A 20,996-nucleotide genomic window follows, 5' to 3' on the forward strand; every position below is an offset into this window, starting at 1 on the left:
GAACCTCGTGTTCTATTCGAGTCGGTTAGCGCAATGGTTACGACGTGTATTCAGCTACGACGGTCTTTTCATACATATAGCATCGACTGATTTGAACAGCATAACCATGTGTATCATCTTGGATTCTAGCTGGATGAAAACTCTGCTGACGTATTTCTCAACCAGTTGACAAAATGTTCTTCGGGTTAGATGTTTCGCTATCCAGTAGACCTCTCAATGTCAGTACGTCGTATTTCACTGAAACAGTAATAATACTGGTTCGGGGAGAGTAAAAGACTGAACAGAACCGAATGAGTGTGGTACAGTTCTACCGGGCTTCCGATTTAGTTTCCGTGCTTCAGGAAAAATTTGCGGCAGGAACACTCAGCCGATTTCGCTAGAAATTGAAAAAGATAGATTTACTCATTCTTGATGAAGTTGGCTACGTGCCGTTTAGCCAAATCGGGTCTGAGTTATTGTTTATCGGCGTTAGTTGATCGCCTGGTGCACCACGCTCATATCCTCTCATTTACGGGTGAGAGTTTCCACTTCAAGCAGGCAATGGATAGAATTCCTCTATAGTTTCAAACGGCTGGCAAGTGCTTAGGCAATTTTGACTGCAAAACTGAGCATTTTCTACTTGAAAAACCAGATCGGCCGCCCCCATGGTAAACCCGTGGCTTTTGAAAGGCCTTATATTTCCGATAGTAGGTTGCTTCAAGGATGCCGACAATACGTAGCACCAATTTGGCTGTATACCCCAGCTGTATCCACTTGTCAGCCTTGAACCAGCTATTGTTTAAACTCGATTGGATGGCGTTTTCGTTGCATAAAAAATCCCCCTCTGTTCTTCTGATATCAGCTTAAGAAGATAAGGGGTGTATACTCAAATCCAATTTTGGGGCTTAAGAGCCAGAACACACGTTACCCATGTGCAGGGGCTATCTTTTTGAGGATAGATTCAATGTACTCCTTAGTACCAATTGTATACAATTTCCATCCTTATTAATGGCAGAGCATAATAGGAAGCAACATCTTGTTAGCGTTACTTTGGAATAGTCCACCTTTAATTTAGAGGTTCTATAGAAACAAGCTTCGGCGATCCTATAAAGCTAGACTCATACTCTACAAAATATTCTTCGTTCACATTAATTAATTTCGTAATAACCCTCGGGACATTAATAGTTGTTTTCACGTTGAGCTGATCCTTAATTACCATGAAGTCATTGCTAACCTCTATTACTTTTACGACTGCTACTGTCTTTTCCTTAAAATAAATACTCCATATTAGTAAAAGCACCATCATTACAAGAAACAATGTACCCAAAAAAACAATAAGTTTTTTCTTTTTCATTTACAAATCCCCTTTATTATCCAAGTATTGACAATTTTTTATGACATGGTTATGATTCCAATATACCATATATTAGGGGGTTTTCAAAATGATTCCTTTTCTGAAGAAAAAATTCATAGCTATTCTAGTTGCAACTGTTACACTGACTAGCTTGATCCCATTTACTGTAAGTGCGGCCAGCAAAGACTTTAAAGAGATTGAAGAAGAGGTTAGTTTTGACATGGTTAAGGTCGGCGATCTCGATGTAACAGTTTATGAAGACGGAAGGGTGAAAGGTCTCGGAAAATCGAAATCCCAAAGGATTTCAAAAAACGAACGAAAAAAAATACTTAAGATAATGGGTTTTTCTGAAAAAGAGATTGATACTTTACCAGAGGAAATGCAAGAGGAATTGTTAGCTGAAGGTGGCGTTAAAGTGGACTCGGAAGTTGAGTATGAACCAACTATCTATACTGATCTAGATGGAGTTCAACACGTCGTCAATGAAAAAAACAAAGAAAAAATTAAAAAAATTGCAAAGAAAGATTTTGAAAAACTACAAGAAATGGGATTGGTAAACGAAGATGTTACGGGAGATGTAACGATTGCTGGAACTGAAATTGGTGATTATGAGGATGGAGATTTTAGAGGCTGGGGTTATATTATCTATCATGGTATAGAGGATAGTGAATATGAATATTCTTACTACACTAAATTTGAATGGAGTTCACGTCCTACACTTTATTTTACTGATCGAGTAGCGCATGCTTGGCAATACCATACAACATCGATAAGAACAAGCGCTGATTATGATGTGACTTATTTTAGTAGTAGCGGTAGAAAACTTGGAAGTATTGATTATGATCCAGATACTGAGCAGGATGTCTACGGTTCACTTGCAGAAATTGATATTGACTATCATGAAGGAATACATGATGGCTATCTGAAAGATAAGGTGCGTATACCTAAATCTCACAAAGGAGAAACAGGGACGTTTGTATCTAGATATGTACACTCAAGTGCACCTAAATATGTTGATGGTTTTAGTATAGGCTATGGGCCGATATCTATTACAATTAAAGGCGCGAACTGGGTATATCCTTGGAGAAACAAATTTACGATAGGAAAAGACTATTAATGCTCCATTAATCTGTAGCCTTTTAATTCCCTAATCAAAATATTTTAAGTTTGTAGAAATACCTTACAGACACCAGTTGATCTTTGTTGCCATATAGCTCTCCGATAAGTTCGGAGAGTTTTATTTTATTCGTCTGGTTGCCCCAGCAATGACAATCAAGGTAGCGGAATCCCATTCTTGATCGTAATTCTTAAATAGCTAATAGCGAATACTGGAATACTTTTTGAACATAGCCTGTATGGGGAAAAACTTGTCCTTCATGCTCAATTGTTCAAACTCTTCTCTGACAACAACATGATGCACATTCGCGTATCTCTGTTCAATCTTGTAACTATGAGCGGTTTAACCCCTCAAAATTTGAGTTATTCTCCCTTAATCTCGCTGCTTTGTATACTTGCCTCCTTCTTCAATTCTTGGGGAGTCTAGGACGGGACAAGTCTAGCGTCCAGGAGTACGCTTGACCTTGTCCCGTCATCTTTTTCAGCGAGTTTGAAGAAAGAAATGCTGTGCCATTTCATGGTCACTTTATACCTTAACAACATATGACTTTAACCATATTTTTGCCACAGTGGCAAGGTTATGCTTTAAAAAACTTTAGGCGAACATATGCTTTAAAGTTTTTTATTTATTTATATTCGAGCATAGCTTTCAATGCAAATAAGTTCTACAAGCTGAATAAAGACTCGAGTCTAACCTAGAAGTACTGAAGCAATTAAAGTGACAGGTTGATAAACTGGAAAAAGAATCCCTTAAAGAGTTAGTCACAAAAAAGGTTTTTACCCTGTCGAGGTGCGGCTGGCGAGCTATTTGTGTCGGTGTCCACTTACGATACGGATGCCGAACTGAAAGAGCCACTGAACAAAGCGACCTTGATAAATAGAGAGAATTTGCTACCAGCTATCGTCATCTCAATCGGTTACTACAGCAGTTTTTATACGGAGGTAGGAACGCTATAAAAAAACCAGTCGATACACATAAATCATGTGCCCGCCTGGTTTCATCACGTTTACAAAGCTGTATTCGCTACAAGCTCTGCGAGCCGCTCCTTTATATTCCCCGTACAAACTCCCCCATGATACGCGACGACCGTCTCGATATCCAAATCCGCAAGCTTGGCGATCGACTGCAGCGCAGACGCTTTGTCCGGGGTAAAAGCGGGATTGAATGTCATGAGCAGTCCGTCTTGTGCCGTGAGCGCATCACCTGCGATCAACGTCTTGCTGGGAAGATGATACAAGGACACATGATCCGGGGAGTGGCCTGGGGTATAGACGACACGGATTCCGCCGCAGTCGGGCAACAGATCTCCATCGGTCAGGGCATGGTCGACATTGACAGGTGTAGCGAAACTGCCGCTTTTGATCAATGGAATCTGTCCAGCAAGGTAAGGAACGGCTGCTTCGTGTGCCAGCACCTGGATGTTCCCCTCAAAGGCATCGACGATTTCCGGGAGACTGCCGATATGATCCCGGTCTTGATGGGTAATGATGATTTTCTTCAGTTTTGAAAAGGGAATGCCTTCTTCTGCGAGAACAGTCTTGATCAGCTCCAGCTGTCCCGGAATTCCCGTGTCTACCAGGATGGCTCCTTCCTCATCCCACAGCACCGCCGTATGAACCACGAACAAACCGTCATCGACTTTCATCTCCAGCTTGATCACTTTGATTCCTTCCCTAGTCTCCAATACTGCCACCTCCATGGATCGGATAAAGACTTCATGTAAATTCCCTAAAAGGTGCCGAAAACCTTCTATGAATATGTCTTCCATCACAAAGAGCTTGAAAAAAATAGAACAACCCGCAATATACAGATCCCGGAAAAAAAGGATGACACACTAGCTTTCCTACTTCCAACATGTATACAATGTATTAAGAATCTTGGGGAAAGTAGGAAAACGGAATGTATAGAATCGGTGTTGTCGGGCCGCATCTCTCTGTCGGTCGGATTCTGGATGTGGCGAAAGAATTTGAGCAGATGATGGAGTTTATTCCCTATCCGTACGAATCGTTTAAAAATACGCCCGAGATTGTTCTGGAGCATGACCATCATGTGGACGTGTGGCTCTTTTCGGCACAGATTCCGTACAGAATTGCGCGAAAGACGCTGGGATCGGATGAAAACATGATGCATATTCAACACTCGGAGGCCAGTCTGTATAAATGCTTTCTCAACATGGCCTGTGAGCTGGGGACCTATATGGATCGGGTAAGCATCGATGAGATTGACACCTCGGACCCGGAGGAAGCCATCTCGCAATTGGAGAACGTCCCGAGCCAGATTTATATGAAACTATATGACGAAGAGACAGATCTGAAGGAATTGCTGCAATTCCATCTGGATCTCTGGAATGCTGGAAAGACGGACGGAGCGATTACCTGCTTTCAATTTGTCTACCAGTCGTTGCGTGAAGCGGGAGTGCCAACTTATTGGATTTCGCCGACCCGTATGGAGATTCGCAAGACGCTTCGGATTCTTGCGGAAAAGGTCAGGACCATCTATTTCAAGGATACGCAAATCGGCGTGGTGATCATGGAAATCGAGCAGTTCGACAAGATTGCCCAAAAGGCGAAAAGCCCCTACCATCTCCAGTATCAGGAGCTGCGCTGGAAAGAGGCCCTGCTGCGGCTCTGCGAAAAGCTGGATGGCTCGCTGCTGGAAAAAGGATATGGCCGCTATGTGATCTTCAGTTCCCGCGGGGCGATTGAGAGAGAGCTGACAATGGTGCAAAACACGGTTTTCCAGCTATCACTGGAATCGGAAACGACTGCAGCGGTGGGCATCGGGTTTGGAGAGACGGTTTTTACGGCGGAGGTCAATGCTCGACAGGCGATCCAGTACTCGAAGGAAAAGGCAGAACGAGGCATGATTATCGTGCAAGAAAATGGTACGATCAGCGAATCGGTCGGGAAGGAAGAGATTACGTACTCCTTCCGCATGGATGATAAGGATTTATTGGAGAAGCTGAAAAAAGGAAACATCAGCGTGAAAACCTATAACAAGATCGAAGCACTGATCCGCCGGATGGCCTGGAGTGATTTCACCATAAAAGACCTAGCCACCCACCTCTATCTGGACGAACGGAATGCGCGCAGGATTGTCGCTATGCTGTGCGAAGTGGAGCTGGCGGAATGCATCGGCGAGGAATCGAACTCAACACGGGGCCGTCCTAGTAAAATATATCGCTTGGTATAATCATTCGTTTCAATGAATGATTATTTTTTTTAGATTCTTTGAAAAAATCCGTTGATATGTCAGAGTGATGCGAGTACAATCATTTACAGGGTATTTACCCTTAACTAACCCGAAAATAGGACATCTCGGGTTCAACAGCGGTGACAGCTTTCGTAGTGCCAATTTTTGGCGTGTAGAAGTTGGACATACACAAGATTACTAAGGGGGAAGCGTTTGATGAAAAAGGCAATAATCGTGATGTTATCCTTTCTTCTTATGGCCGTAACAGGTTGTTCGCAACAAGCCGGTGCCGGACCGGAACAAAAGGCGCCATCGACCATTCAGAAGGTAAAAGACAAGAAGAAGCTTGTGGTGGGTACAGGTTCAGCCTATATGCCGTTTGAGATGAAGGACAAGCAGGGCAACTTTATCGGGTATGACATCGACATGATGACGGCATTGGGCAAAGCGCTTGGCGTTGAAGTGGAATTTAAGCAAATGAAATTCAGCGGGTTGATTCCAGCCCTGCAAACTGGCGATATCGACATGGCGGTTTCGGCGATGACCATTCGCGGCGATCGCGCGCTTTCTGTCAGCTTCTCCAACCCGTACTATTCGACAGGACAGGTATTCATGGTGCCGAAAACGGACACGACTACCCAGTCCTGGCAAGATCTGGACAAGCCTGATAAAAAGATCGCCGTTTCCCAAGGGACTACAGGTGCGCTGTTAGCGAAGCAAATTTTCAAGCAAGCCAAAGTACTGGATTTCGAAGGCGTCCCTGCGGCTGCAATGGCAATGAATCAGGGACAAGCAGATGGTGTTGTCACAGAGGAAGTGGTTGTTCGTGAATATGAGCAAAACCCTTCTTTCCAGACAAGAGGGATTTACGACTTGATTTCTACTGACAATCTGGGAATTGCGGTTCCGCTCAACGACGTGGAAACGGTCCTCTGGATTAATTCCTTCCTCGCTTCCTACAAAGGCAGTCTGGAAGATCAAGCTTCCATTGAAAAATGGTTCCACTCCAGTGATTGGAGAAGCGAAGTAGAAAAGAAAGAGTAGCGGAAAAATGAACTAGCATCTCTTACAGGGCGGGAAGGGTCCATTATGGCTCTTCCTCTCTTATTGTATGTTTTGGAAAATACCAAGGAAATGGGGGTACATTCATGGGTTACCAAATGGAATGGGGCGTGATTGCGGACAATCTTCCTCTTTTCTGGGAAGGGCTGCTGATAACGCTGAAAATCTCAGCGATGGCGCTCATCTTTAGTCTTCCAATCGGAATTGTGGCAGGCTTGTGCCGCATTTCCCGGAATCGGATTCTTTCCTTTATCGCCACTGCATATGTGGAATTGATTCGCGGGATTCCTCTTCTCGTGTTGCTGCTGTGGATTTTCTTTGTACTGGGGAGATTCTTGCGCATCGATTCGTTCTGGGCTGCTGTACTTGGCTTGGCTATCTTCTCGGGCGCATTTGTGGCAGAAATTATTCGTGCCGGTATTCAATCCGTTCCGCGCGGACAAATGGAAGCTGCCCGTTCTTCGGGAATGAGCTACGTGCAGGCTATGCGCCTTGTGATTCTTCCGCAGGCTTTCCGCAAGGTGCTGCCTCCGCTTGCATCCCAGTTTATCATCCTGATCAAGGATTCTTCGCTCGCCTCGGTCATTTCCGTCGTGGACTTGAGTCTCGTGGGGAACAATCTGGTGGCGACCACCTTCCGCGTGCTTGAAATCTGGACCTTCATCGCAGCTGTCTATTTTTGCATCACCTTTTCTCTCTCTCAAATCGTCCGTTATTTGGAACGGAAATACCGCGTGCATGAATAGCAGGTTATCGTGACGAAAGGAGGAATCATACCGACATGATTTCGATTAAGAATGTGACGAAAAGCTTTGGAACGGTAAAAGTACTTCATGATATCAATCTGGAAATTCCGCAATCGCAGGTGTTCGCCTTGATCGGCCCGAGCGGTGCGGGAAAAAGCACGCTGATCCGGACGATCAATGCGTTGGAGGACATTCAGGCGGGCGAGATTCTCGTAGATGGGACCTCCGTACACGAGAAAAAAACAGATATCAACAAGCTGAGAGCCGATATCGGCTTCGTGTTTCAGTCGTTTAACCTGTACCCGCATCTGACCGCGCTGGAAAACGTAACTGTTGCTCCTATCAATGTAAAAGGGATTGGCAAAAAGGAAGCAGAGGAAAAAGGAAAAGAGCTTCTTGCCAGCCTTGGTTTGGGGGAGAAATTCGCCTCCTATCCAGGGCAGCTATCGGGTGGACAGCAGCAACGGGTCGCGATTGCCCGCGCATTGGCGATGGATCCAAAGGTTATGTTGTTTGACGAGCCTACCTCGGCGCTTGATCCGGAAATGGTAAAGGAAGTATTAGACGCAATCCGCAAGCTGGCAGGTACGGGGATGACCATGGCAGTTGTCACGCACGAGATGGGCTTTGCCAAGGAAATCTGCAATCAAATCGTCTTTATGGCGGAGGGAAGGATTGTCGAGGTGGCACCGCCTGCGGAGTTTTTCAGCAATCCGAAGACGGATCGGGCACAGGATTTCTTGGGCAAGGTGCTGAATCACTAGACGAATAATCAGGAGTGAACATAGATGAAATTGTGGGGCGGACGTTTTACCAAACAAACGGACAAGCTCGTGGAGGAGTTCACGGCCTCGATCGGTTTTGATCAAAAGCTGGCTCATGACGATATCCGCGGCTCGCTGGCTCACGTGAAGATGCTGGGTGCATGCGGCATTATCCCGCAGGAGGATGCCGACAAGATCAGCGAAGGCTTGCGCAGCATTTTGCAGGAAGTAAAAGCGGGGACGTTTGTCTTCAATGTCGAGAATGAAGATGTCCATATGAATATTGAAAAGGTTCTGATCGAGAAAATCGGACCGGTTGGCGGCAAGCTGCACACGGGACGATCTCGAAATGATCAGGTGGCAACCGACCTGCATCTCTATTTGCGCCGGGAGTCAAAACAAATCATTGCTCACTTGGTCGACCTGCTGGATGCGCTGGTTGAGACTGCAGAGAAGAATTTTGACGTGATGATTCCGGGCTATACCCATTTGCAGCGGGCTCAGCCAGTGCTGCTGGCGCATCATCTGCTCGCATACTTCGGGATGTTCTCCCGTGATGTGGAGCGTTTGCAGGATGGGTTGAAGCGGATTGATTCACTGCCGCTTGGTGCCGGAGCTCTGGCTGGTACCACGTTCCCAATCGATCGCGAAATGGTGGCAGCAGAGCTGGGGTTTGCGCGAATTTATGAGAATTCGATGGACGCCGTCAGCGATCGGGACTTTATTCTGGAATTCCAGAGTGCCGCATCGCTTGTAATGATGCATCTATCTCGTTTTTGTGAAGAGATGGTGCTATGGTCCTCCACAGAATTTGGCTTTGTGGAGCTGGATGATGCCTACTGTACAGGCTCCTCGATCATGCCGCAGAAAAAGAATCCGGATGTGGCGGAACTGCTGCGTGGGAAAACAGGACGCGTCTATGGCAATCTGATTGGTCTGTTGACCGTATTGAAAGGCTTGCCGCTCGCCTACAACAAGGATCTGCAGGAAGACAAGGAAGGTCTGTTTGATACAGTGGATACGCTAAAAGGCTCCTTGCAGCTGTTTGCTGGAATGATCCGGACGATGGAAGTGCGCAAGGACCGTGTAGCTCAGGCACTGAAAGAGGATTTCTCCAACGCTACCGATCTGGCCGATTATCTGGTGCGCAAAGGCATGCCGTTCCGTCAGGCGCATGAAGTGATCGGAAAGCTGGTGCTGTATTGCATTTCCAATGGCAAATACCTGGCTGATCTTACGCTAGAGGAGTACAAGCAGCACAGCGCTAGCTTTGAGGGGGATCTCTACCAGACGATCGACATCCGTACGGTTGTGGATGCGCGCGATGTACTGGGTGGAACAGGCAGCAAGCAAGTGGAGCAGAGTATCCGTAAGGCCAAGGTTTGTATTGCGGAGCTGGAAAAGTGGACGGAAGAGGCTTTGCAGAAGGAAGAAGTTCGGTACTGAATAGGAAGATATAATGCCCACGCTTGAACAAAGCGGGGCATTTTTTTTATGCCCAGAGATAGTTGGGGAAAAACTTGTAGCTTTTTGGTAATTTAGCCCTCTAAAAAAAGGGTGATTTTTACCAAGAAGAAGTATTTCATATAATCTAAAATGAAACAAACTACATATTATGACAAAATAAGGTAAAACTCAAAATATTTTCTACAGGAGTGTATTTCATGGAAAAGATCATATCTTGTTGGAAAATAGAGCTACTAATCCTTTTTCGTAATGTATGGACATGGGCAACTCTATTACTGTCTTTAACAATGGTTGGAATTCAATTTTATAGTAGAGTGGTCACAGATGATCCAGGGGGAGCATTAATTTCAACAGCCTTTATTGTCCAAGGTGGACTGTTTGTTAGCATGATATTTGGACTTTACCTTATACGAAGCGAGGTTCTGTCTTCTTCGGATGAAATGTTTTACGTAATACCCAACGGATATAGTGGGAAATTATTCGGAAAATGCTTAGCGTTATTATCAGCAATTGTTCTATTTATTTTCCTATCTGTACTGATATTGTATTTGCTTTACTATATTTTTGAGATACCTTTTATTTTTTATTGGAAGTCTATTCCTTACCTGACTTTATATTGGGCAATACCCTTTTTCATTGCAGGAATCATAGGAATGATGGTAGGAACCTATCAAAATTCTAGAATCGTTTATCCCATATTGATACTGGCAGCACTATTGATGGGACCACTTAATGTACCTATCACAGAAAATGTTATGGCACTTTTGCATACAGATTTAACACCAATTATGGGTTTCTTAAACCTAGGTCAGACTGATCCAAATTCACCTTTTGATCCAGTATACGGATTACCTATGGAAATTCACCGTTGGTTGCAAAAAGGGTTATGGCTGATTACTGTTGTTTTCTTGTTTTCACTCCGGACAATCCAAATCAATTATCAAAGATTCCCGAAGTGGGGATTACTATTATTGCCCGGGTTTTTCATAGCAATGTTTCCTTTCATATATTTATTTTTACAAGAAGAACAGGTAGTAAAGACAGGTATTGAAGTAGATTCAGTACGAAAATATGATCTTAACTACTACACAATGAACACGAAAGCAAATTTCAAAAATATGGATAGTGTAATCGAATCGTACGAAATAGATGTAAAATCTTTTCGTAATCTCAAGGTTCGGACAAAAATGAAAGTAAAGCCCTTAAAAGAAACCAATCATCTTGTATTTACTCTTTATCATCAATTAAAGGTACAAAGTGTTACAACAGAAAATAATACAGATTTGATCTTTCATCAAATGGGGGATCAAGTCAAAGTTATATTCCCCGAACTCTTACCGGCTGAAAAACTGCAGACAATCATTATCAACTATGAGGGAACCAGTTCTCAATATTATTTTGCAAATGAACAAGCCGTGATGCTCCCGAGTTATTTTCCTTGGTTGCCTATTGCGGGTTCCTATCAAGCAATGACAGCAGAAGGATTGCAATTAAGGCGTTATCCGCTATTACCCAATCATTCAACTGAATACGTTTTACGTTATTCTGGACCGGAACCATTGCATACAAACCTCTCGATAAAAGGAGAGGGAGTATGGAGTGGAAAAGTCCCAAATGGCTTAACCATTGTGAGTGGGATGCTAACAGAAACGACAATTCGTAAAACGAAAATCGTTTATCCGATATCCCTTTATAAAATGATTCATACCGTTCCGGAATATGTAGACAAAGTAGAAGTGATAAGAAATAACATTCAATCTGATTTTTCTATGCAAAGATTTTCTGATATCTCGACCGTTTATTTACTCTCGATCCCTAATGAATCAATGACATTTCCATTAAATATTTGGAGTCTTGACGACCATATGATTATTGGAGTCAACCAAATGTACAATAATGGCGACCTTTTACACAATGAATTATTTCTTGTTCCGTCTGTCCTGTCCTCCATGATTAGAAGTTCCAACATTGTAAATCAAAAGATGGAAATGCAAACCTTATTCCTCGAATCCTACAGTTACTGGTATAGCCTAAGAGATAAGTCTAACTTCAATAATGAGATACCCTTAATGAAACAACATCTAAAGTTCTATAAAACCATTCCAACAAGCAGAGAAGAGACAAAAGCGAAATATAAGCAAAAAGCTTTCGTTACGGAAGAGATTATCAGATTTATTGACAATAACAAACATAACGAAAAACTCCTTCGAGCTTTTTTTCAAAATTGGTTAGATAGGCTTGATCAGAATGAACCAATGAATGAAAACGATATACTAGAAATGTTTGATAGGAGGGTTTGAAAGTGGAAACTCTTATATTGTCTGGAGTATCGAAGAATTATGGCAAACACATCGCTTTGCAAAATGTATCTCTTGAAATTGAATTTGGAATGTTCGGATTGCTGGGGCCCAATGGAGCAGGTAAAACTACATTGATGCGGATATTAACAACATTATTATCGGCTTCTTCCGGAGAAATTCGTTTTGGCAATCTAAATTGGAATGAGCCTCATAAAATACGAAATATAATTGGATATCTGCCGCAAAAATTTTATTTATATAAGCAGATTAAAGTACGTGAAGCATTACAACATATTGCGAAGTTAAAGGGAATTCAATCAAATAACGACAAAGCGGTTGATTCAGTAATTGAAAAAGTAAATTTATCTGATCAAAGAGATAAAAAAATTGGTAAGCTTTCTGGTGGAATGGTAAGACGTCTTGGAATTGCACAGGCTATTTTAGGTGATCCCAAAATTATTGTAGTAGATGAACCGACAGCAGGGCTAGATCCAGAGGAGCGGATTCGATTTCGAAGACTATTGCGGCAATTAGGAAGGGAAACCATTGTCATTATTTCCACACACATTGTGGAAGATATAGAAGCGACCTGTGATAAGGCTGCCATTTTGCATAAAGGGCAATTGATAAAGAGTGGAGACATCCATACCTTAGGGAAGATAGCTCAAGGGAAAGTATGGGAAGTTTCTGTATCCGAAGATGATTTCCACTCTATGTATGAAAAATGTAATGTTATATCTAGTCATCGGACGGATAACATATATCGTCTCCGCATTCTTTCCGAAGAACCACCTATGAATGCCGGTCTTTTTTCACCTTCGCTTGTTACTCCTTCGTTAGAAGATGCTTACCTATATTTGATGAACAAGAAGGGATAAATAATGAAAGGTAGACTTAATCTTATATTCGACTGGAAGGCAATGGGTGTTAATGCATATATTCCGTTTATAGTAGTTTTGGTTTTAATAAGCTACAGTAAAATGAAACAGGATGCTTTAACACATATTATTCCGGCGTTAGAATTAACATTTCCTGTTTTTGCAGCTTGGTGGAGTATTTTTTTGTTTCAGGATGTAGTAGAAGAACCGGGGAGTGAAACATTGTTTAGCTATCCGATAAAAAGATGGAAATTAGGTCTTGCCAGAGTGGGATTTTTTTTCATCATCTATATTATTTTAATGCTGATCATGCTGTTTATCATTGATCAATGGTTGGTTACGGAAGAGATACTACTTCCTTTAGCAATCCAACTGGGTACTCAATCTTTCTTTTTTGCAGGCGTAGGTTTTTTATCTATGGTTCTATTTTTAAAGTCTGGCTGGGCTTTGGTGATATTGGTTGTCTATACAAGTACTCAGGTGTTAACAAGAGGGACCCTGATTCCCATAGTAAATATTTTTATATTTAATCAAGGCGTTTTACCGATCTCGGATTTATGGGGACCAGCTTTATTCTCTGTATTAATGGGAACGATATTTTGGGCTTTAGCACATATGCTATTTTTAAAAATTCGGCATTTTGTTTAAATAGAAAACAATTATGATTGGTCTGCAGACCGTATTGAAAGGAATGCAGCTCGCCCACAACAAAGACCTGCAGGAAGACAATGCCCATGCTTGAACAAAGCGGGGCATTTTTTATATGGCAGTGATGTTGGAATTGTTTAAGGGAAAATTTACAAAATGTTATTGAAAATGCATCAAAATAATGGTATCAATAAGTTAGTTCAAAATAAATTGAACTAATAATCGATTCAAGAATAACGAAATACATCATCAAAGATGTTTGTAACTTCTTTCAGATAATCATACGAGGAAACCTTTTATGGAAAGGATAGATTTGCTGCAGTGCTCGGTTCAAAATTTTTTGAACTTCTTCGTCAAATTTGCTTTTGCATGGATGAAGCTTACTGTTTCGATCCGATAAAGGAGATGAATTTCGATGTCTGATAAGTTCGAAGTTGATCGGCAAGAAATAAAAGAAATCCTCGATTCTGTAGTGAATATGGCCATGCAATTCTATGACAACCTAGATTCTCATCCGGCTGCTGTAAATCCCCAACCCCTCTTCCAAGAGAGTCTACCCTTAGAAGGCTTGGGGACTATGAAAGTAATGGAGCATTTTCTATCTACATATTCGAAAAGCCTAAGCGGCAGTGTCGGGCCGCGATTTTTAGGATTTGTAACTGGGGGAGCAACACCTGCCTCGGTTGCAGGAGATTGGCTTGTTAGTATTTATGATCAAAACGTGACGAGTGTTGAGGACTCTGTAGCGGGCCAGCTTGAATTGGAGACGATTGGAATGCTCCGAGAACTTTTTGCGCTGCCGAAGGAGTTTTGTGGAACATTCGTTAGTGGTGCAACGATGGCGAATCTCGTTGGGCTAGCGCAGGCCAGGCAATGGATCGCTCATCAACAAGGCGTTGATATTTCCCAAGAAGGATTGTATCGCTTGCCAAAAATACATATTGCGAGCGGGTCACCGCATTCGAGTATCTATAAATCTTTGGCGATATTGGGGATGGGTAGACAGAACGTTACCCTCATTCCATGTATCGAAAACAGAGAGGCAATAAATATTGATAAATTGCGAGGATTTTTGGAGGAGCAAGAAGGTGTGCCATGTATTGTTGTGGCAAACGCAGGTACAGTGAACACCGTTGATTATGATGACCTGCGAGCATTGGGTGAGTTGAAGAAAGAGTTTTCCTTTTGGCTCCATGTGGACGCTGCTTTTGGTGGCTTTGCTGCGTGTTCCACGAATTATTCTCATTTCGTCAATGGAATGGATAAAGCAGATTCCGTTACCATTGACGCTCATAAATGGCTCAATGTGCCTTATGATTCCGCTATGCAATTCACTAGACATAAATCTTTGCAGGTCGAAGTCTTTCAAAACAATGCCGCCTATTTAGGGAATTCAATGAATCAGCCCGAATTTGTTCATCTCACGCCAGAAAATTCAAGACGTTTCCGAGCTCTGCCAGCGTGGTTCACTCTGAAGGCATATGGACGTTTGGGGTACCAAAAGATCGTTGACACGAATATAGAACTGGCGCAGCTTTTAACGCGGAAAATTCAGCTTAGTGACAGGTTTGAGTTGTTGGCTCCAACCAGACTGAATGTAGTATGTTTTACCCTATCTTTGAAGGATAAGAAGATTTCCTATGAAGAAGTACAAAGATTTTTAGACACCCTGAAGGAGGATGGTCGAGTATTTATGACGCCAACCATGTATCAAGGCAGGCCTGGTATCAGAGCAGCATTCAGCAATTGGAGAACAAGCGCGCAGGATATAGAAATAATCTGGAATGCACTAAATAAAGTGAGTATGTCTAATGATTCATCAAATGCTGAAAAAAGAGAGTAGGGTATTTCATTGTGGCAAGAACGGTTTGAAGAGGCTGCAGCAAGAAGCGATATTGCAGCAATGCTTGATATTTTGCATATGCAAGTAACAAAGCATGCCATCACTCCCAAACAATCCGTAAAAGAGAAGGCTATACAAATCATTTCCCAAGGTTTACAGCAAGCAGCGACAATCTACCATGTCGGTATTCAGCTTGCAAATTCGGAAAGTCCGACAGGCCAAGAGTTAGGGGCCATACTAACAGCCACTCACTATGAGGTTAATCCTTCAGAAGTAAAAGCGGTTTTAGCAAGACTTGCTGATAGCCCTCACTGGGAAGTAAGAGAGTGGGTGGCAAGTGCTTGTTCCATTGTTTTAACAAATCACTTTCAAAGCTTTTACCCTACGCTGATGAATTGGACGAGAAATCCTTCACCTAATGTGAGAAGGGCTGTAGCAGTAGCGGTAAAATATACGGCAAGAAAATTGGATGAAGCCTATGCAGAGCTTCTTATCGATTTGATTGAGCCCTTGTTATGGGATGAAGACAAATATGTCAAAAAGAACGTAGGAGCGTTTGCAATCGGGGATGGTTTATTAACATACTATCCGAAACATCTTATGAACAGATTGCATCGTTGGATCGCTTTAGATAATGAACATGTCAGATCGAATATGATATACATCTTTTCGTCTGCCGAGGGAATCAAATATATCGGAGATTGTGTAAATATACTGAGGGTTTTATCAAATGATCAGAGAAAAATCGTAAAACGTGCATTCAATCGCACAATGCGATCGGTAAAGAAACGTGATCCTGAAATCTACCTTACGTATTTTGGAGACCATTCGTTTGAGCAAGACAAATGAGGAGGAAGTAGAAGCGATGCCGTATCAAGTAAAACTGCATATCAGCCCCGTTTATGATCTTCTGTCAAGCTTAATGGCCTATTATAAATGTTCGAAAACATTCGATTTGGACGATCAATGGGTAAAGAAAGTGAAGACGGAATTGGATCAAGATTTTGTAGCGGAATTGGACAGCCTGTCACTTCCATTTCCACTGATTGCTTTATTCATCTGGAGATGCCCAGACAATTCAAAGGTGGATGCAATTATAAATTGGCTCAAAACCTTAACAGCCGGTGAGGTATTTGAACAGGTTTCGCCATTTTGCCTTGAGAACGTTCCCAATGAAATTGGGGCAATGAAAAACGATGTCATCTCTGTTTTTACACAATGGTATACACAGTACTACAAAGACCAGGAGCTGGGGATCCAGGAACTTCTTTTACAGGAACGGAAGCGATTCGATAACTACTTGAGTCATTACGGGCCCCAAAAAACGATAGAAATGCTATGCAATGGGTTAATCATAGAAGGACACGAAGAACTGAAAGAAGTGGTCTTGGTTCCTGTCTATCATACAAGACCTGCGAACGTCCTATTTGATGATTACAAAGGGTTTATGATCATTCTATATCCAGTTGAGGCTCTTGCAGGAAACGATGACACGCCTCCAGATAGCTTGATGAGAATGGTGAAGGCGTTATCGGACGAAAAAAGACTTCGTATTATGAAAATCCTTTCATCAGGAAACAGGAGCTTTACAGATTTGGTCGAGCTAATGGAATTGTCAAAAAGCAATTTGCATTATCATCTGTCTTTGTTGCGAACAGCGGGTTTAATCACGATCCATCATGTTCCTTTTTCCAACCAAGATAAATTTGGAATTCGAGCTGGAGTATTTGATGACGTCAAGCAGATGTTAGAAAGATATGTGTTCCATTAGTCGGGATTTTTTAGCTCGATATTTTTTTAACAAAAATACAGTTCAAGATTGAGGCGATATCATGAGCATCCTCTTTTCACCAATTACGATTGGCGGTGTATCTCTAAAAAACCGCATTGTCATGTCGCCAATGGGCATGAATGCCTGCAAGGCAGAAGATGGAAAAGTTACGAATTGGCATAAAATCCATTACCCAAGCAGGGCTGTTGGACAGGTAGGGCTCATTATGGTAGAGGCGACAGCAGTTTCTCCTGCCGGGAGAACCGATCCCGATGATCTAGGGATCTGGGAAGATGGACAAATATCTGGCCTAAAAGAGCTTGTAGACATGGTGCACGAACAAGGAGCCAAAATAGGGATTCAGCTTTGTCATGGAGGCAGAAAATCAAAAATACCAGGAAAGATCATGGCTCCATCTGCAATCCCTTACGATGAGAACAGCATCGTGCCTGAAGCGATGACGGAAGAGGAAATGTATGAAGTGATTGCAGCTTTTAAAGAATCTGCTAGACGAGCAAAACAGGCTGGATTCGATGTCTTGGAGCTCCATGCTGCACACGGGTATTTAATCAATCAATTTTTATCTCCTTTATCGAACAAACGGGATGATAAATATGGAGGAAATCCTGAGAAAAGGTATCAATTTTTAAAAGAAGTGATTCATGAAATACAAAAAGTATGGGACGGGGCTCTATTTGTCAGGATTTCAGCGACCGATTACCACCCTGAAGGATGTTCCATTGATGACTATATTGTTTATGGAAGCATGATGAAAGAACAAGGGGTTCACTTGATTGACTGCAGTTCGGGTTGGATTGTTCCGCCCAACTTCTCGGAAAGACCTGGTCCAGGGTATCAAGTTCCCTTTGCATCACAGATGAAAAAAGAAGTACAGATTCCAACAGCGGCGGTTGGACTGATAACAAGTGGATTGCAGGCCGAAGAGATCTTGGTTGAAGGGCATGCTGATTTGATTTTCATTGGACAAGAATTGTTGCGAGATCCTTACTGGCCGAAAAGGGCTGCAAAGGAATTGAATGTATCCATTGACGCACCTCCATCGTACGAATATGTCTGGAATAAATAAGGAAGTCTCTCTACGCCAATCGTCTACTTTTAAGGATGATGGGCGCGTGTGAATGATATAGGGAAAACATGCAGGAGTCTGATTGCATAGAAAGTAGAATAAGTGGAGGTCCAACAGATGAAGACGGAGCTATGTTACCTCAATAATACGTATCGGTTTACTTGCAAAGCATCCATTGTTGATATTGGCGAGGATGAGCAGGGGAAATATATTGTAGTAGACAAAACAATCTTTCATCCAAAAGGCGGAGGACAGCCCTCTGATATAGGGACAATAAAAAGTAAGACATCCGAATTTGAAGTGAACGCAGTCGTACTAAGAGATGGTCGTGTTTTTCACTACGGAAACAGCACGATCGGAAATCTGCGAATTGGACACGAGGTAGCCTTGGGGATACATGCGTTGTCAAGAGTTTCCAATGCTCGTTATCACACAGCGGGTCACTTAATCGCATTTGCGGGAAACAAGCTCTATCCAAAACTCAATGCGCAAAAAGGGAATCATGACCCCACTGCAGCTTATATTGATTTTCAGGGTCATCTGCTGGATGACGAGATAGAACATGCGGCAGCGATGATCGAGAGTATCGTGAATCAGATGATCAGCGGAGGTAGTAAAGTTGAAATAAAATGGGAAGAGAAAGATGGCGCTATTTTGCGATATATGTGTGTTCCCGGAGTATTTGAAATGCCCTGTGGTGGTACCCACATAAAATCCCTCGATGAAGTAGGCGAGGTAAAAATGAAAAAAGTAAAAAAACGCGGGGAATATACAAGGGTGAGCTATTTGATAGTCTCACAGTAAGGTTTACCAAAGTGAGGCATTACGATGTCTAACTTAGGTTCAAGTACAATCATTAGATAACGAGGTAAACATGAAAATAAACGTTCTAGGTACATGTATCCTGTCCCTATTGATAATGGCATCAGGCAGTATTTCGATTATGAATCATGTACATGCTGAACCTCATCTGGAATCCAGTGAGTTGTTATTTAAGGATGTGCATCCGTCTTACTGGGGATATCAGACTATCAAATGGGGAATTGAAAATAAAAAAATGACAGGTTACCCCGACAATACAATAAGGCCGACAGAATTGATAAAAGAGAGTGAATTCGTTACATTGTTGGTTAAAAATTATCTCAACTCAACACCAAGTGATACATCTGGTCAGCATTGGGCTGAGCCGTATTATAGAGAAGCAACTGAACGAAATTGGCTAGATAAAAAGGGGATCGTTGATAAGCCTATTACTCGTGGCGATGTTGCAAAACTAGTAGCATCCAGTCAGGGGTATCATCACGATATTGACAACTCCATACAATTCCTCTTGAATCATCAATTGGCTAATGGAAAGACAGATGCAACGGTTGAAGGCTTTGATAAGGGTGCAATTGTTACAAGAATCGAGGCCATGCAGCTATTAAAAAACTTGCATGATCAAGGTTACGCATCTGCAAAAGTGAAGCCCGCTTCTCCTTCTCCAGCATTAATAAAGCAGGGCCCATCTTTGTTCGTTATTGAATCGAATGATAAAGCTGGATTGTTTGGACTTATCGATAGAAATGGAAAAACAATCACTCAACCGAAATATAAAACTGTCATGGTACCGAACGGAAATCAACCCATTCTAGTCAGCAGTAAGGAGAACGAATATTATTACATAAAGAAAGATGGAAGTACTGCTTTCCCTGAAAAATATCGAAATGCGGGTGTGTTTTCTGAGGGTTTAGCAGCTGTTCAATTACCCACTGCCAAACATCCTCACTTATTCGGGTATATAAATGAGAGTGGTCAGGTAGTCATTCCACCAAAGTATGTAGGGGCGAGCGAGTTTTCACAGGGTTACGCCAAAGTTGAGTACATCGAGCCAGGAAAACCTACTGTTACCCAAGGGATCATTGATCGTAATGGAAAATTAGTTGCTTCCGTTGATTACGATGTGTCCCGTCAACTTGTTAGCTATTACGACGGAATCATGCGGATATTAAGGGGTAAGGAAGATGCTCAAGGAGAATATTTGTTCACAGATACAAATGGAAATCAGGTCTCAACTACAACCTTTTTCCATGTATCTCCCTTTTCAGAGGGATTAGCGGCGGTACAGGTTGATCAAGAGAATTGGGGTTACGTCGATTCAAAAGGTAAATTAGTGATTTCAGCAACATTATCCATTGCAACTGAGTTTTCTGAAGGAGTGGCTGCGGTTGGTATCAAAACAAACAACGGTATCAAGTTTGGCTATATAGATTACAAAGGAGACTGGGTAATCGAGCCAATATATGATTACGCTACTCCATTTTCAGAAGGCTGGTCTTCAGTAAAAATTGGCGAAAAATCTGGTTATATCAATAAAAGGAATGAATGGCAATTAATAAACATCCCCTATATCATAGGCGGGGAGAAATTTCCTGTTTTTGGGCCCTTTAAAAATGGATTGGCGTATAACATGATCTCAAACGGAACGAGATCTACAGCTGCTTATATTGATAAAAGCGGGGCAATTATCTGGAGGCAAGATCCTGACTTTACATTGCCGTAGGTAGTAAGGGATCGGGATAGTCTACAATCTAACCACCTGATGAAGGTGGTATTTTTGTCCGCTATGCGCCCTCGCAATCCGTTCCCCGCGTGATTGATGCTCGTCGCCAATAATTAATGGCCTCAACCCAAAAGGAATTGAAAAATAGTTGTCGAAATATTACCGCAATTAAAAGCGATCCACTTTCCTTATCTGGAGGACTGAGACCATGAATCGACTGATAGCTTGTAACCGTCAAGTAGTTTT

At 42.4% G+C, this 20,996-nt stretch carries 18 protein-coding genes; 16 read left to right on the plus strand and 2 right to left on the minus strand.

The features are described from left to right. Nucleotides 1-383 precede the first annotated feature (383 nt). Nucleotides 384-476 carry an ATP-binding protein gene (locus EDM58_RS26575; RefSeq protein WP_483995136.1) on the plus strand — a complete coding sequence of 31 codons (93 nt, stop codon included), beginning with the start codon at nucleotides 384-386 and terminating at the stop codon, nucleotides 474-476. 569 nt (nucleotides 477-1,045) lie between these two features. Here EDM58_RS26575 and EDM58_RS19725 read toward each other — a convergent pair. Further along, nucleotides 1,046-1,333, minus strand: a complete 288-nt coding sequence (locus tag EDM58_RS19725; RefSeq protein ID WP_023555471.1) for a hypothetical protein — start codon at nucleotides 1,331-1,333, stop codon at nucleotides 1,046-1,048. An 88-nt stretch (nucleotides 1,334-1,421) separates the two neighbouring features. Here EDM58_RS19725 and EDM58_RS19730 point away from each other — a divergent pair, with 88 nt between their 5' ends. Beyond that, the gene (locus EDM58_RS19730; protein WP_122914837.1) at nucleotides 1,422-2,450 is read left to right on the plus strand and encodes a hypothetical protein; all 1,029 of its coding nucleotides are present in this window, start codon (nucleotides 1,422-1,424) and stop codon (nucleotides 2,448-2,450) included. A gap of 1,006 nt (nucleotides 2,451-3,456) precedes the next feature. On the opposite strand, the gene EDM58_RS19735 is transcribed toward EDM58_RS19730, so the two are convergent. Then, entirely contained in the window at nucleotides 3,457-4,143 is a 687-nt protein-coding gene (locus EDM58_RS19735) for an MBL fold metallo-hydrolase (protein WP_246000895.1), read from the minus strand. A 206-nt stretch (nucleotides 4,144-4,349) separates the two neighbouring features. Between EDM58_RS19735 and EDM58_RS19740 the strand changes: the two genes are divergently transcribed. From EDM58_RS19740 to EDM58_RS19805, 14 genes are all read left to right on the plus strand, one after another. Then, complete coding sequence (locus EDM58_RS19740) at nucleotides 4,350-5,642, plus strand: hypothetical protein (RefSeq protein ID WP_023555478.1); 1,293 nt, start codon at nucleotides 4,350-4,352, stop codon at nucleotides 5,640-5,642. A gap of 216 nt (nucleotides 5,643-5,858) precedes the next feature. Then, nucleotides 5,859-6,686, plus strand: coding sequence for a transporter substrate-binding domain-containing protein (locus EDM58_RS19745; protein ID WP_023555479.1), 828 nt, complete (start codon nucleotides 5,859-5,861; stop codon nucleotides 6,684-6,686). 104 nt (nucleotides 6,687-6,790) lie between these two features. Continuing rightward, on the plus strand, nucleotides 6,791-7,450 hold the full coding sequence (locus EDM58_RS19750; protein WP_023555480.1) for an amino acid ABC transporter permease: 660 nt from the start codon (nucleotides 6,791-6,793) through the stop codon (nucleotides 7,448-7,450). 35 nt (nucleotides 7,451-7,485) lie between these two features. Continuing rightward, nucleotides 7,486-8,214 carry an amino acid ABC transporter ATP-binding protein gene (locus EDM58_RS19755; RefSeq protein ID WP_122914839.1) on the plus strand — a complete coding sequence of 243 codons (729 nt, stop codon included), beginning with the start codon at nucleotides 7,486-7,488 and terminating at the stop codon, nucleotides 8,212-8,214. Nucleotides 8,215-8,238: 24 nt separating this feature from the next. Next, complete coding sequence (gene argH, locus EDM58_RS19760) at nucleotides 8,239-9,660, plus strand: argininosuccinate lyase (RefSeq protein WP_122914840.1); 1,422 nt, start codon at nucleotides 8,239-8,241, stop codon at nucleotides 9,658-9,660. A 218-nt stretch (nucleotides 9,661-9,878) separates the two neighbouring features. After that, nucleotides 9,879-11,981, plus strand: coding sequence for an ABC transporter permease (locus EDM58_RS19765; protein WP_122914841.1), 2,103 nt, complete (start codon nucleotides 9,879-9,881; stop codon nucleotides 11,979-11,981). A gap of 2 nt (nucleotides 11,982-11,983) precedes the next feature. Then, nucleotides 11,984-12,859: an ABC transporter ATP-binding protein gene (locus tag EDM58_RS19770; RefSeq protein ID WP_246000891.1), complete on the plus strand. Its 876-nt coding sequence runs from the start codon at nucleotides 11,984-11,986 to the stop codon at nucleotides 12,857-12,859. A 3-nt stretch (nucleotides 12,860-12,862) separates the two neighbouring features. Next, a complete protein-coding gene (locus EDM58_RS19775) occupies nucleotides 12,863-13,507 on the plus strand; it encodes a hypothetical protein (RefSeq protein WP_122914842.1) in 645 nt (214 codons plus the stop codon). 415 nt (nucleotides 13,508-13,922) lie between these two features. Continuing rightward, nucleotides 13,923-15,350: a pyridoxal phosphate-dependent decarboxylase family protein gene (locus EDM58_RS19780; RefSeq protein ID WP_122914843.1), complete on the plus strand. Its 1,428-nt coding sequence runs from the start codon at nucleotides 13,923-13,925 to the stop codon at nucleotides 15,348-15,350. A 9-nt stretch (nucleotides 15,351-15,359) separates the two neighbouring features. Further along, nucleotides 15,360-16,199 carry a DNA alkylation repair protein gene (locus tag EDM58_RS19785; protein ID WP_122914844.1) on the plus strand — a complete coding sequence of 280 codons (840 nt, stop codon included), beginning with the start codon at nucleotides 15,360-15,362 and terminating at the stop codon, nucleotides 16,197-16,199. Next, nucleotides 16,183-17,121, plus strand: coding sequence for an ArsR/SmtB family transcription factor (locus tag EDM58_RS19790; RefSeq protein ID WP_122914845.1), 939 nt, complete (start codon nucleotides 16,183-16,185; stop codon nucleotides 17,119-17,121). Before EDM58_RS19785 ends, EDM58_RS19790 begins: the two co-directional genes overlap by 17 nt. Before the next feature lie 61 nt (nucleotides 17,122-17,182). Next, nucleotides 17,183-18,208, plus strand: coding sequence for an NADPH dehydrogenase NamA (gene namA, locus EDM58_RS19795; protein ID WP_425455631.1), 1,026 nt, complete (start codon nucleotides 17,183-17,185; stop codon nucleotides 18,206-18,208). Between the two features lie 117 nt (nucleotides 18,209-18,325). Beyond that, nucleotides 18,326-19,012: an alanine--tRNA ligase-related protein gene (locus tag EDM58_RS19800; protein ID WP_122914847.1), complete on the plus strand. Its 687-nt coding sequence runs from the start codon at nucleotides 18,326-18,328 to the stop codon at nucleotides 19,010-19,012. 70 nt (nucleotides 19,013-19,082) lie between these two features. Further along, the gene (locus tag EDM58_RS19805) at nucleotides 19,083-20,750 is read left to right on the plus strand and encodes a WG repeat-containing protein (protein WP_122914848.1); all 1,668 of its coding nucleotides are present in this window, start codon (nucleotides 19,083-19,085) and stop codon (nucleotides 20,748-20,750) included. Nucleotides 20,751-20,996: the final 246 nt, after the last annotated feature.

It is taken from the genome of Brevibacillus panacihumi, from assembly GCF_003710985.1.
GTDB classification, from domain to species: Bacteria; Bacillota; Bacilli; order Brevibacillales; family Brevibacillaceae; genus Brevibacillus; species Brevibacillus panacihumi.